The 12,198-nt window shown below is 69.8% G+C and carries 12 protein-coding genes; 5 read left to right on the top strand and 7 right to left on the bottom strand.

Annotation, left to right across the window (positions count from 1 at the left end; translation table 11 throughout):
• The 5 genes from ACFUO4_RS06715 to ACFUO4_RS06695 form a co-directional block, all read left to right on the top strand.
• Positions 1-852 (top strand): extracellular solute-binding protein (locus ACFUO4_RS06715; protein ID WP_383480517.1); only part of this gene is annotated, 852 nt, incomplete at its 5' end.
• Between the two features lie 2 nt (positions 853-854).
• Complete coding sequence (locus ACFUO4_RS06710) at positions 855-1,811, top strand: carbohydrate ABC transporter permease (RefSeq protein WP_079307675.1); 957 nt, start codon at positions 855-857, stop codon at positions 1,809-1,811.
• Positions 1,808-2,674, top strand: coding sequence for a carbohydrate ABC transporter permease (locus tag ACFUO4_RS06705; protein WP_383480515.1), 867 nt, complete (start codon positions 1,808-1,810; stop codon positions 2,672-2,674). The genes ACFUO4_RS06710 and ACFUO4_RS06705 overlap by 4 nt, the downstream gene beginning before the upstream one ends.
• A 33-nt stretch (positions 2,675-2,707) precedes the next feature.
• A complete protein-coding gene (locus ACFUO4_RS06700; protein ID WP_383480513.1) occupies positions 2,708-4,273 on the top strand; it encodes an alpha-amylase family glycosyl hydrolase in 1,566 nt (521 codons plus the stop codon).
• 78 nt (positions 4,274-4,351) lie between these two features.
• Positions 4,352-6,490: a discoidin domain-containing protein gene (locus tag ACFUO4_RS06695; RefSeq protein ID WP_383480511.1), complete on the top strand. Its 2,139-nt coding sequence runs from the start codon at positions 4,352-4,354 to the stop codon at positions 6,488-6,490.
• Here the strand turns inward: ACFUO4_RS06695 and ACFUO4_RS06690 are convergent.
• From ACFUO4_RS06690 to ACFUO4_RS06660, 7 genes are all read right to left on the bottom strand, one after another.
• Positions 6,462-7,274, bottom strand: a complete 813-nt coding sequence (locus ACFUO4_RS06690; RefSeq protein ID WP_383480509.1) for an ABC transporter ATP-binding protein — start codon at positions 7,272-7,274, stop codon at positions 6,462-6,464. The genes ACFUO4_RS06695 and ACFUO4_RS06690 overlap by 29 nt on opposite strands.
• Before the next feature lie 20 nt (positions 7,275-7,294).
• A complete protein-coding gene (locus tag ACFUO4_RS06685; RefSeq protein WP_383480507.1) occupies positions 7,295-8,074 on the bottom strand; it encodes an ABC transporter permease in 780 nt (259 codons plus the stop codon).
• A complete protein-coding gene (locus ACFUO4_RS06680; protein ID WP_079307667.1) occupies positions 8,071-8,844 on the bottom strand; it encodes an ABC transporter permease in 774 nt (257 codons plus the stop codon). The genes ACFUO4_RS06685 and ACFUO4_RS06680 overlap by 4 nt, the downstream gene beginning before the upstream one ends.
• Positions 8,841-9,809 carry an ABC transporter substrate-binding protein gene (locus tag ACFUO4_RS06675; RefSeq protein WP_383480505.1) on the bottom strand — a complete coding sequence of 323 codons (969 nt, stop codon included), beginning with the start codon at positions 9,807-9,809 and terminating at the stop codon, positions 8,841-8,843. The genes ACFUO4_RS06680 and ACFUO4_RS06675 overlap by 4 nt, the downstream gene beginning before the upstream one ends.
• A 129-nt stretch (positions 9,810-9,938) precedes the next feature.
• The gene (locus ACFUO4_RS06670; protein ID WP_383480503.1) at positions 9,939-10,877 is read right to left on the bottom strand and encodes a PDR/VanB family oxidoreductase; all 939 of its coding nucleotides are present in this window, start codon (positions 10,875-10,877) and stop codon (positions 9,939-9,941) included.
• Positions 10,870-11,040: a hypothetical protein gene (locus ACFUO4_RS06665; protein ID WP_383480501.1), complete on the bottom strand. Its 171-nt coding sequence runs from the start codon at positions 11,038-11,040 to the stop codon at positions 10,870-10,872. Before ACFUO4_RS06665 ends, ACFUO4_RS06670 begins: the two co-directional genes overlap by 8 nt.
• Positions 11,037-12,110, bottom strand: coding sequence for a Rieske 2Fe-2S domain-containing protein (locus tag ACFUO4_RS06660; protein ID WP_383480500.1), 1,074 nt, complete (start codon positions 12,108-12,110; stop codon positions 11,037-11,039). The genes ACFUO4_RS06665 and ACFUO4_RS06660 overlap by 4 nt, the downstream gene beginning before the upstream one ends.
• Positions 12,111-12,198 lie beyond the last annotated feature (88 nt).

The following is a 12,198-nucleotide window of genomic DNA, read 5'->3' as shown; positions in this document are numbered from 1 at the left end:
GCCGGGCTCGACCCCGAGCAACCCCCCGCCACCTGGGCGGAGTTGCGCGCCGACGCCAAGAAGATCGCCGCCCTCGGCGACGGCACCGTCGGCTACGCCGACTACAGCGCCCAGAACCAGGGCGGCTGGCACTTCACCGCCGAGCTGTACTCCCAGGGCGGCGACGTCGTCAGCGCCGACGGCAAGAAGGCGACCGTCGACACCCCGCAGGGCCGGGCCGTCCTGCAGAACCTGCACGACATGCGCTGGACCGACGACTCCATGGGCAGCAAGCAGCTCCTCGTCATCAACGACGTGCAGCAGATGATGGGTTCGGGCAAGCTCGGCATGTACCTCTCCGCCCCCGACAACATCCCGATCCTGGTCAAGGAGAAGGGCGGCGACTACAAGGACCTCGCGCTCGCCCCCATGCCCGGCGGCGAGGGAACGCTCATCGGCGGCGACGGCTACATGTTCAACAAGAAGGCCAGCCCCGCTCAGATCCGCGCAGGGCTGAAGTGGCTCGACTACATGTTCCTCACGCCCGGTGACGGCTTCCTCGGCGACTACGCCCGCGCCAAGCAGCACGACGCCCCCGTCGGCCTGCCCGAACCCCGGCTGTTCACCGGCGCCGCCGACGCCAAGGACCAGCAGGTCAAGAAGGCCAACGCCAATGTCCCGGTGGAGAACTACCAGGCCTTCCTCGACGGCAACCACACCCTCGACATGAAGATCGAGCCGCCGCACGCCCAGCAGATCTACTCCGTCCTCGACGGCGTCGTCTCCGCCGTCCTCACCAAGAAGGACGCCGACATCGACCAGCTCCTGAAGGACGCCACCGGCAAGATCGACGGCATCCTCGCCCGGGGCTGACCATGACGAAGACGGCTCATCGACGACCGGCCGAGGCCATCGCCGTACGACCGGTCAAGGCGCCGCCCCCGGCAGGGGACCGGAGGCGGCGCCGCCTCGCCGACCAACTCCGCGCCCACGCCTTCCTGATCGGCGGCCTGCTCTGCTTCGCACTGTTCTCCTGGTACCCGGCGATCCGCGCGATCGTGATCGCCTTCCAGAAGTACACCCCCGGTTCGGGCGCCGAGTGGGTCGGCACCGCCAACTTCACCCGCGTCTGGAACGACCCCGAGTTCACGGCCGCCTGGCGCAACACCCTCACCTTCACCCTGCTCGCCCTGCTGCTCGGCTTCGCGGTCCCCTTCGTACTGGCTCTGGTGCTCAACGAGTTGCGGCACGCCAAGGCGTTCTTCCGGGTCGTCGTCTATCTGCCGGTGATGATCCCGCCGGTGGTCAGCGCGCTGCTGTGGAAGTGGTTCTACGACCCCGGCGCCGGCCTCGCCAACGAGGCCCTGCGCTTCCTGCACCTGCCCACCTCGAACTGGTCCAACGGCGCCGACACCGCACTGGTCTCCCTGGTGATCGTGGCTACCTGGGCCAACCTCGGCGGCACGGTCCTGATCTACCTGGCCGCCCTCCAGTCCATCCCCGGCGAGCTGTACGAGGCCGCCGAACTGGACGGCGCGAGCCTGCTGCAACGCGTCCGGCATGTGACGATCCCTCAGACCAGGTTCGTCATCCTGATGCTGATGCTCCTTCAGATCATCGCGACGATGCAGGTCTTCACCGAGCCGTTCGTCATCACCGGAGGCGGCCCCGAGAACGCCACGGTCACCGTCCTCTACCTGATCTACAAGTACGCCTTCCTCTACAACGACTTCGGCGGCGCCTGCGCGCTCAGCGTCATGCTCCTGGTCCTGCTGGGCGCCTTCTCGGCCGTGTACCTGCGCCTGACCCGCTCCGGAGAGGAGGGCGCATGAGCGCCGCCACCCGCACCCTCGTCTCCCCGGCCACCCTGGCCCGCCCGCGCGGCAGGGCCGTGTACTGGACGGTCTTCACCGGTGTCGTCCTCCTCTTCGCGGTGGCGTTCCTCTTCCCCGTCTACTGGATGGTCACGGGCGCGGCGAAGTCCCCCGACGAGGTCGCGCAGACCCCGCCCACCCTGGTCCCCAAGCACTGGCATCTCGACGGCTACACCGACGCCTGGGACCTGATGCAACTGCCGACCCACCTGTGGAACACCGTCGTCCAGGCCGCCGGCGCCTGGGCCTTCCAGCTGGTGTTCTGCACGGCCGCCGCCTACGCCCTGTCCAAGCTGAAGCCGGCCTTCGGCAAGCTGATCCTCGGCGGCATCCTCGCCACCCTCATGGTCCCCGCGCAGGCCCTCGTCGTGCCGAAGTACCTGACCGTCGCCGACCTCGGCCTGCTCAACGACCCCCTCGCCATCTGGCTCCCGGCGGTCGCCAACGCCTTCAACCTCTACCTGCTCAAGCGGTTCTTCGACCAGATCCCGCGGGACGTCCTGGAGGCCGCCGAGATCGACGGCGCCGGGAAGCTGCGTGTCCTGTGGTCGGTCGTGCTGCCGATGTCCCGCCCGGTGCTCGGCGTCGTGTCGATCTTCGCGCTGGTCGCCGTGTGGCAGGACTTCCTCTGGCCGCTGATGGTCTTCTCCGACACCGACAAGCAGCCCATCAGCGTGGCCCTCGTCCAGCTGTCGCAGAACATCCAACTCACCGTGCTCATCGCCGCGATGGTCATCGCCAGCATCCCGATGGTCGCCCTGTTCCTGGTCTTCCAGCGGCACATCATCGCCGGGATCAGTGCGGGCAGCACGAAGGGCTGACACCGCCCGAACGCCTACAGAAGGGAACCCCCAGTGGGACAGCCCACGGACTGGTGGCGCTCCGCCGTCATCTACCAGGTCTACGTCCGCAGCTTCGCCGACGGCGACGCGGACGGCACCGGCGACCTCGCCGGGGTGCGCGCCCGGCTGCCGTACCTCGCCGAACTCGGGGTGGACGCGCTCTGGTTCACCCCCTGGTACCTCTCACCGCTGAAGGACGGCGGCTACGACGTCGCCGACTACCGCGCGATCGACCCGGCCTTCGGCACCCTCGCCGAGGCCGAGAAGCTGATCGCGGAAGCCCGGGAACTCGGCATCAGGACCATCGTCGACATCGTGCCGAACCACGTCTCCGACCAGCACCCCTGGTTCCGGGCGGCGCTCGCGGGCGGCCCGGAGCGCGCGCTGTTCCACTTCCGCCCCGGACGCGGCGCCGACGGCCAACTCCCGCCCAACGACTGGCGGTCGGAGTTCGGCGGCCCCGCCTGGACCCGGCTCGACGACGGCGACTGGTACCTGCACCTCTTCGCCCCCGAACAGCCCGACCTCAACTGGGCCCACCCCGCCGTCCGCCAGGAGCACGAGGACATCCTGCGCTTCTGGTTCGAGCGCGGCGTCGCCGGCGTCCGCATCGATTCGGCAGCCCTCCTCGTCAAGGACCCCCGCCTGCCGGACTTCGTCCAGGGCCGCGACCCGCACCCGTACGTCGACCGCGACGAACTCCACACCGTCTACCGCTCCTGGCGGGCGATCGCCGACGAGTACGACGGGATCTTCGTCGGCGAGGTGTGGCTCCCCGACACCGAGCGGTTCACCCGCTATCTGCGCCCCGACGAACTCCACACCGCCTTCAACTTCGCCTTCATGACCTGCCCGTGGGACGCCGGGCGGCTGCGCACGGCCATCGACGAGACCCTCGGCGAGCACGCCCCGGTCGGCGCCCCCGCCACCTGGGTCCTGTGCAACCACGACGTGACCCGCACGGTCACCCGCTACGGCCGCACCGACACCGGCTTCGACTTCGCCACCAAGGCCTTCGGCACCCCGACCGACCTCGCCCTCGGCACCCGGCGGGCCCGCGCGGCCGCCCTGCTGTCGCTGGCCCTGCCCGGCACCGTCTACGTCTATCAGGGCGAAGAGCTGGGGCTGCCCGAGGTGGACGTCCCCCGCGACCGGATCGAGGACCCGATGCACTTCCGGTCCGGCGGCTCCGACCCGGGGCGGGACGGGTGCCGGGTGCCGTTGCCGTGGGCGGCCGAGGCGCCCCATGCCGGGTTCGGGGGCGAGCCCTGGCTGCCGCAGCCGGACGACTGGAGCGGCTACGCCGCCGACCGTCAGGCTGCTGACCCCGGCTCGATGCTCACCCTGTACCGCGAGGCGATCAGGCTGCGGCCGGAGTTCGGCGACGGCCCGCTCACCTGGCTGCCCGCACCGGACGGCGTGCTCGCCTTCGCCCGCGCGGAGGGCGTGCTGTGTGTGGTGAACCTCGCCGACACCCCGGCCGAGCTGCCCCCGCACAGCGCGCTTCTCCTCGGCAGCGGCCCGCTGGACTCCGCCGGACGCCTCCCGAAGGACGTCGCGGTCTGGCTCCGAGCCTGAACGCCTCCGCCGTCGAACAAGCCTGAACCCGCACCCCCACCGAGAAGGGATCAGCACATGCAGAGAACTGTCAGGGGCATGTCAGTATTGACGATCACGGCCCTGTCCGCCGGCCTCCTCACCGCCGTCACCCCCACCGCCCACGCGGCCTCGGGCGCCACCCTCCCCTTCACCTCGGTCGAGGCCGAGTCCGCGACGACCACCGGCGCGAAGATCGGCCCCGACTACACGCAGGGCACTCTCGCCTCCGAGGCGTCCGGGCGGCAGGCGGTACGGCTGACCTCCGGCCAGCGCGTCGAGTTCACCGTGCCGCGCGCGGCCAACGCCGTAAACGTCGCCTACAGCGTCCCCGACGGTCAGTCCGGCTCGCTCGACGTCTACGTGAACGGCACCAAGCTCGCCAGGACGCTGGCCGTCACCTCCAAGTACTCGTACATCGACACGAGTTGGATCCCCGGCGCCAAGCAGCACCACTTCTTCGACAACGCCCGCCTGTTGCTCGGCCAGAACCTCCAGGCGGGCGACAAGGTCGCCTTCCAGGCCACGGGCACCCAGGTCACCGTGGACGTCGCCGACTTCGAGCAGGTCGCCGCCGCTGCCACGCAGCCCGCGGGGTCCGTCTCCGTCACCTCCAAGGGCGCCGACCCCAGCGGCAACGGCGACTCCACGCAGGCCTTCCGGGACGCCATCTCCGCCGCCCAAGGGGGAGTGGTGTGGATCCCGCCCGGCGACTACAAGCTGACGTCCTCGCTGAGCGGGGTGCAGAACGTGACCCTGCAAGGGGCCGGAAGCTGGCACACCGTCGTGCACACCTCCCGCTTCATCGACCAGTCCAGCTCGTCCGGCGGCGTCCACATCAAGGACTTCGCGGTCATCGGAGAGGTCACCGAACGCGTCGACTCCAACCCGGACAACTTCGTCAACGGCGCGCTGGGACCGGGTAGTTCGGTCTCCGGGATGTGGCTCCAGCACCTCAAGGTCGGCCTCTGGCTGATGGGCAACAACGACAACCTCGTCGTCGAGAACAACCGCATCCTCGACACCACCGCCGACGGTCTCAATCTCAACGGCAACGCCCGGGGTGTCCGCGTCCGCAACAACTTCCTGCGCAACCAGGGCGACGACTCCCTCGCCATGTGGTCGCTGTACGCGCCGGACACCAACAGCAGCTTCGAGAACAACACCATCAGCCAGCCGAACCTGGCCAACGGCATCGCGATCTACGGCGGCACCGACATCGCCGTGAAGAACAACCTGGTCTCCGACACCAACGCCCTCGGCAGCGGCATCGCGATCTCCAACCAGAAGTTCCTCGACCCGTTCTCACCCCTCGCGGGCACGATCACGGTCGACGGCAACACCCTCGTCCGCGCGGGCGCGATGAACCCCAACTGGAACCACCCGATGGGCGCCCTGCGCGTCGACTCCTACGACAGTGCCATCAACGCCACCGTCAACATCACCAACACCACCATCACCGACAGCCCCTACAGCGCCTTCGAGTTCGTGTCCGGCGGTGGACAGGGATACCCGGTCCGCAACGTCACCGTCGACGGCGCGACCGTCCGCAATACCGGTACGGTCGTCGTCCAGGCGGAGGCCCAGGGCGCCGCGACCTTCCGCAACGTCATGGCGACCTCGGTCGGCTCGGCCGGCGTCTACAACTGCCCCTACCCGGCGAGCTCCGGCACCTTCACGCTCACCGACGGCGGCGGCAACTCCGGCTGGAGCAGCACCTGGTCCGACTGCTCGACCTGGCCGCAGCCCGGGCAGGGCAACCCGGCCCCGGACCCGACCCGCAACCTCGCCAAGGGACGCCCGGCCACCGCGACCGGCTCCCAGGACGTCTACACGCCCGGCAAGGCCGTCGACGGCGACGCGAACAGCTACTGGGAGTCCACCAACAACGCCTTCCCCCAGTCCTGGACCGTCGACCTCGGATCGACGGAGGCGGTCCGGCGGCTGGTGCTGAAGCTGCCCCCGTCCGCGGCCTGGGGCGCGCGCACGCAGACCGTCACCGTGCTGGGCAGCACCGACGGCTCCGCTTACTCCACCGTCGTCGGCGCGACCGGCTACCGCTTCGACCCGGCCACCGGCAACACGGCCACGGTCACCCTGCCGAGCGGCACGAATCTCCGCTACCTGCGCCTGTCGGTGAGCGCCAACACCGGCTGGCCCGCCGGCCAGTTCAGTGAGGTGGAGGCGTATCTGTCTTAGCGAGGGACGGCGCCCCGCGCTTCGCCGACTGGATCTGCTCGTACACATGGGTCCGCAGCTCGGCGAAGCGCGGGGCCACCCGGGTGTGCAACTGGTCGCGCTCGTCCGGCAGATCGACCTTGAGCTGCTCCTGCACGACGGTAGGGGAGGCGGAGAGCACGATCACCCGCTGGCCCAGATACACGGCCTCGTCGATGTCATGGGTGACGAACAGGATCGTGATCCCGCGCTCCCGCCACAGCCCCCGTACGAGATCCTCCAGATCGGCCCGGGTCTGGGCGTCCACGGCCGCGAACGGCTCGTCCATCAGCAGCACCTGGGGCTCGTAGGCCAGTGCCCGGGCGATCGCGACCCGCTGCTGCATGCCGCCCGAGAGCTGCCAGGGATACGCCCCGGCGGCGTCCGCGAGCCCGACCGAATCCAGTGCGTCGGAGACCAGCTCCCGGCGCCGCGCCTTGCTCAAGCCCTTGCGTTTCAGCGGGAGTTCGACGTTCTCGCCGACCCGCATCCACGGGAACAGGCTGCGTCCGTACTCCTGGAAGACGAACGCCATCCCGGGCGGCGGCCCGCTCACCCTCTCCCCGGCGAGGCGCACTTCGCCGCCGGTCGGGGTGAGCAGGCCGCCCATGCACTTCAGCAGGGTCGTCTTGCCGCAGCCCGACGGGCCGACGAGACAGACGAGTTCGCCCGCCTCGACGGTGAAGGTGAGATCGCGGACCGCCTCCACCCGGCGCCCTGACCCCTCGTAGACCTTCTGCAGGCCGGATACGACCAGTGCGTGCATGGACCGCCCTTTCGTGAGGGTCACGGCGACCGCCGGGCCGAGGCCCGCAGACCGTGGTACCAGCCGAGCACCCGCCGCTCGACCACCTGGAAGACCATGGAGAGGAGGAAGCCGAGCAGACCGAGGACCAGGATGCCGGTCCACATGTCGGGGATCGCGAAACTGCGCTGGAACTGCACGAGCGTGAAGCCGATGCCGTTGCTGGCGGCGAACATCTCGCTGATGACCATGAGGATGATGCCGATCGACAGCGCCTGCCGGAGCCCCGCGAAGATCTGCGGGCTCGCCGAGCGCAGCACCACGTCCTTGAGACGGGCGACGCCGGAGATGCCGTACGACTTCGCCGTCTCCGCCATCACCGGGTCCACCGCCCGTACGCCCTCCACGGTGTTGAGGAGGACCGGCCAGACGCAGCCGCTGGCGATCACGGCGATCTTCATGGTGTCGCCGATGCCCGCGAACAGCATGATGACCGGCACCAGGACGGGAGGGGGAACCGCCCGCAGGAACTCCAGCACCGGTTCGCAGAACGCCCGCACCTTGCGGTACGAGCCGATGACCGTGCCGATCGCGACACCCGCGACGGCGGCGCAGGCGTAACCGGCCGTCAGGCGCAGCAGACTGGGCAGGACGTCGTCCTGGAGGCGGTCGGCCGTCCAGACGTCCGGGAAGGTCTTCAGGATGGTGCGCAGCGGCGGCCAGAACACGTTGGTGCTGCCGTCCGAGGCCAGCCACCAGACGCCGACCAGGAGTACGGGCAGGGCGAGCACGAAGAAGACCCGCAGCAGGACGCGCCTCACACCGCCACCTCCCCGCGCACCGACTGGTGCCAGGCCAGCGCCCGCCGCTCCACCGTGCGGGCACCCACGTTGATGAGCAGGCCCAGCAGGCCGGTGACCACGACGAGAGCGTACATCTCGGGTACCGCCTGGGAGTTCTGCGCGACCGCGATCCGCTGCCCCAACCCCGGTGCGCCGATGACGAGTTCGGCGGTCACGGCGAGGATCAGCGCGACGGCCGCCGCGAGCCGTACCCCGGTCATCACGTACGGCAGCGCGGTCGGCCACAGCACATGGCGGACCCGGGCCCAGGTGCCGAGACCGTACGACCGTGCCGTCTCCTCGGCGACCGGGTCGACGTCCTGGACGCCGTACAGGACCTGGATCAGCACCTGCCAGAAGGAGGCGTACACGACGAGGAGGAGAACCGACCTCAGTTCGGTGCCGTACAGCAGGACCGCGAGCGGGATCAGCGCGACCGACGGGATGGGGCGCAGGAACTCGATGGTGGAGGCGGTGGCGTCCCGCAGGTAGGGGACCACCGAGATGACGACGCCTGCCACGATGCCGGCGGTCGAGGCGATGAGCAGGCCCAGGCCCCAGCCGGTGAGGGTGTCGCCGAGGGCGGTCCAGAAGGTGTCGTCGGAGAGTTCGTCGGCCAGCGCGCCGGCGATCCGGCCGGTGGGCGGGAAGTACTCCTCCTTGACCAGGCCGAGCCGCGGCACCGCCTCGCCCAGCGCGAGGAAGACCGCGAGCCCGGCCGCACCGAGAGCGAGGTTCAGTCCCTTCACGGCAGCAGCTTGTCCAGGTCGGGGGCGGTCTTGAACAGACCGTCGTCCTGGCCGAGCTTCTCCAGCGCGTCGAGCGAGGCGCGGTCCGGTTCGGCGGGCCAGGCGGGCAGCGTCACCTTCGCCAGCACGGCCGCCGGGATCTTCGTGTACGTCGTCACGATCGCCCGGGCCTCGTCCGGGTGGGCGTCGGCATAGGCGAGGGACTCGGCGGCGGCCGCCTTGAACTTCTCGACGACGTCCGGGTGTTGGGACGCGTAGGACGTGGAGGTGAAGTACATCGCCACGGTGAGGTTCGGGGCGACGTCGACCAGCGGTGAGGCGATCTCCCGGCCGCCCTGGCTCTTCACGGTGGCCAGCGCCGGCTCGACGACCATCGCCGCGTCGATCTGCCCGCCGTCGAGCGCGGCCGGCATCTGGTCGAAGGCGAGCTCGACGAACTTGACCTTGTCCGGGTCGCCGCCCGCCTTGCGCACCGACTCGCGCACGGCCGTCTCGTTGATGTTCTTCAGGGTGTTGATCGCGACCTTCTTGCCCTCCAGCTGGTCCGCCGACTTCAGCGGGCTGTCGCCCTTGACGACGAGCGCGCCGAAGTCCTTGCCCTGCACGCCCGTCGAGGCGATGCCGTTGGTGACGACCTTCACCGGCACGTTGTTGGACTGGGCGACCATCAGCGAGGTCGAGTTGGAGAAGCCGAACTGGAACTGGCCGCTGGCCACGCCGGGCACGATCGCCGCGCCGCCCTGCGCGAGGGTCATCTCCAGCTCCAGGCCCTGCTTCTTGAAGATGCCCTTCTTCTGGCCCAGATAGAGCGGGGCGACATCGACGATCGGAATGACCCCGACCTTCACCTTCGTGGTGCCGGCGGATGACGAACTGTCCGACGATCCCGATCCGTCGGACGAGCCACAGGCCGTCACGGTGACCAGGAATGCTCCGACCGCGACCGCGGCGAGCAGACGACGCATGGCTCCTCCTGTGCAGACTTCATTGTTCCGACAGGTTGTGCGCAGGGCGCACAGTAGTGCACTGCGCGAAAGTAGAGTCTGCGGCCGCCGCGGTCAATGGCGCCGGCTGACAATATTGTTGACAATCAACTACAGGTCGAGAACGAGCCTCCGTCCCCGGCACCGGGACACACAGATCATCATCGTCTCCCCGGCCGCCTGCTCCTCCTCCGTGAGCACCGAGTCCCGGTGGTCCGGGGTACCGTCCAGGACATCGGTCTCACACGTCCCGCAGGTGCCCTCGGTGCAGGAGAACAGCACCTCCACACCGGCGGCGCGCACGGCGTCGAGCACGGAGACGTCCGCCGGCACGGTCACCGTCGTGCCGCTGCGCGCCAGCTCGACCTCGAACTCCGTGTCCTCGCCGGCCTCCTGCTCCTTCGGCGTGAACCGCTCCAGGTGCAGCAGCCCGGCCGGGCAGCGCGCCTGCACCGCGTCCAGGAGCGGCCCGGGCCCGCAGCAGTAGACGAGCGTGTCCTCGGGGACGCCGTCGAGCACCGGGGCGAGGTCGAGGAGTCCGGTCTCGTCCTGGGGAGCGACGGTGACGCGATCGCCGTAACGGCCCAACTCCTCGGTGAACGCCATGGACCGACGCGTCCGGCCGCCGTAGAGCAGCGACCACTCCGCCCCCGCCGCTTCCGCCGCCGCCAGCATCGGCAGGATCGGGGTGATGCCGATGCCGCCCGCGATGAAGCGGTAGCGGGGGGCGGGCTTGAGGGCGAAGTGGTTGCGCGGCCCGCGTACGCGGACCTTGTCGCCCTGCCTCAACTGCTCGTGCACATGGGCCGATCCGCCGCGTCCGTCCGGCTCGCGCAGGACGGCTATCCGCCAGCCGGTGCGGTCGGACGGGTCACCGCACAGGGAGTACTGGCGCTCCAGGCCAGGGCCGAGCACGACGTCGACATGGGCGCCGGGCTCCCAGGCGGGGAGCGGTTCGCCGAGCGGGTGGCGCAAGGTGAGGGCGAGCACTCCGTCGGCGGCCGACTCCCGTCGCTCGACGACGAGTTCGGTCTCGTACACGTCAGTCATCGGCTGCCACCTCGTGCCCCTGCGGGTGGGCCAGCATCCACTCCCACATCTCGATCGGGTCCTGCGCGGTGTGCTCGCGGCCGCAGTGACAGGTGCCGTGCAGGATGTCCGTACCCGGCAGCCAGTCGATGCGGTAGATCTCGCCGGTCGGGGTGTTGCTCACAGGACCTTCTCCACGGGCTTGTCGCCCTCCTCGACCAGCCGGGCGAGGATACGGCGGGCGGCGAGGCCGCCGGTGTCGATGTTGATGCTGAGTTCCTGGTACCCCGTACGCTCCGAACCGAGCGTCTTCTGCAGCAGGTTGAGGGCGTCGACGTCCTGCATGACGACGGTGTGGTTGTTGCCCCGCAGGAACTCGGTGACCTCGGTGTCGTCCGTCGCCCAGTCCCGCGAGACCGCCCAGAAGTCGTACACCTTGCCGTCCTCGGACGGCGTGATGGCGTAGGTGACCTCGGTGTGGAAGCCGCCCGGGTCGCTGCCGTCCGCCTCGGGCACCACACCGACCGGCGCGACCCGGCTGTGCAGCAGATAGAGGCAGGGCGCGTGGTACTCGATGTCCTGCCAGCGGGTGATCCGCCCCGTTATCCCGGTCGACTTGGCGTAGAACGGCGGGCACTCGGCGTCGTCCATGTGCCGGCTGACCCGGACGATTCCCGCGCCCTCGTCGACCTCCGTGGTGATCGGCGTCTCGGCGACCTCCGGGGTGCCGATGTAGCCGCCGTGCAGATACGTCTCGTGGGAGAGGTCGAGGAGGTTGTCGACGAGCAGGCCGTAGTCGGCGTCGATGGGCTCCATGCCGCGCACGGTGACCCAGCCGGGGGAGTCGAGGTGCCGGGCCCGCGGGATGGTGCCGGCGTCGGCGAGCGCCGGGTCGCCGATCCACACCCAGATCAGCGAGTCCTGCTCCACGATCGGGTACGACGCGACGCGGGCCGTGCGCGGAACACGCTTCTGCCCCGGCACGTACACACAGGTGCCGCTCGTGTCGTACGTGAACCCGTGGTACCCGCACACGAGCCGGTCGCCGTCGAGCCGGCTGGGCTTCTCGTGCAGCGGGTACCGGCGGTGCACACACCGGTCGGCGAGCGCGACGGGCGTGCCCTCCTCCTCCGTGCGGTAGAAGACGAGCGGTTCACCGAGGATCGTGCGGCCCAGCAGCTCCTCGCGCCCCACCTCATGGCTGTAGGCGGCGACGTACCACTGGTTGCGGGCGAAGGCGGTGGTGTGCGGCATCGTTGCGGCTCCCGTCTGTCGGTGACGGTGTCATCGTCGGGAAGGCCGCCGAGGGGGCGCAATACGGCTTCCGCCTCACGGAAGGCGC

The organism is Streptomyces sp. NPDC057280 (assembly GCF_042668605.1).
Taxonomy (GTDB): Bacteria; Actinomycetota; Actinomycetes; order Streptomycetales; family Streptomycetaceae; genus Streptomyces.
This window is presented reverse-complemented; position numbering and strand designations above follow the sequence as displayed.

Bases quoted from the DNA above. Each gene is read 5' to 3' on its own strand.
- ACFUO4_RS06710 (WP_079307675.1), top strand. From the start codon at position 855: ATGACGAAGACGGCTCATCGACGACCGGCCGAGGCCATCGCCGTACGA.
- ACFUO4_RS06705 (WP_383480515.1), top strand. From the start codon at position 1,808: ATGAGCGCCGCCACCCGCACCCTCGTCTCCCCGGCCACCCTGGCCCGC.
- ACFUO4_RS06695 (WP_383480511.1), top strand. From the start codon at position 4,352: ATGTCAGTATTGACGATCACGGCCCTGTCCGCCGGCCTCCTCACCGCC.
- ACFUO4_RS06690 (WP_383480509.1), bottom strand. From the start codon at position 7,274: ATGCACGCACTGGTCGTATCCGGCCTGCAGAAGGTCTACGAGGGGTCA.
- ACFUO4_RS06675 (WP_383480505.1), bottom strand. From the start codon at position 9,809: ATGCGTCGTCTGCTCGCCGCGGTCGCGGTCGGAGCATTCCTGGTCACC.
- ACFUO4_RS06670 (WP_383480503.1), bottom strand. From the start codon at position 10,877: ATGACTGACGTGTACGAGACCGAACTCGTCGTCGAGCGACGGGAGTCG.
- ACFUO4_RS06660 (WP_383480500.1), bottom strand. From the start codon at position 12,110: ATGCCGCACACCACCGCCTTCGCCCGCAACCAGTGGTACGTCGCCGCC.